Origin of the sequence: Paraburkholderia sp. SIMBA_054, from assembly GCF_046534875.1 — a bacterium.
GTDB lineage: Bacteria > Pseudomonadota > Gammaproteobacteria > Burkholderiales > Burkholderiaceae > Paraburkholderia > Paraburkholderia hospita.
In genome coordinates this window covers 1-276 of record NZ_JAWRXV010000669.1, presented here as the reverse complement: position 1 = coordinate 276, position 276 = coordinate 1, and the positions used below count along the sequence as shown (strand labels likewise).

The following is a 276-nucleotide window of genomic DNA, read 5'->3' as shown; positions in this document are numbered from 1 at the left end:
GGCGCGGCGAAGGCTGGGTCGAGGTCGACTATACGTTTGCGCGCATGGCCGGCCAGCAGCCGATCGGCGAGGCTATCGTGTTCGGCCAGAGCCGTAAAACGGGTGGCGACAACGACAAGGACGTGATGACGATCCGCACCGAGTATCCGTATCAGACGCTGCAGATTCGCACGTCGGAGAAGACACTCGTGATGGATCTGTGGATCGTCTATGTGCCGCTCGATCGCGAGCAGCGCACCAATCGCACGTTCGGGCTGCTGTCGATTCGCAAGCCGG

At 62.0% G+C, this 276-nt stretch carries 1 pseudogene; it reads left to right on the top strand.

Going from position 1 to position 276, the window contains the following annotated elements:
* Positions 1 to 276: pseudogene (locus SB822_RS56775) on the top strand (aromatic ring-hydroxylating dioxygenase subunit alpha); the annotation flags it as partial.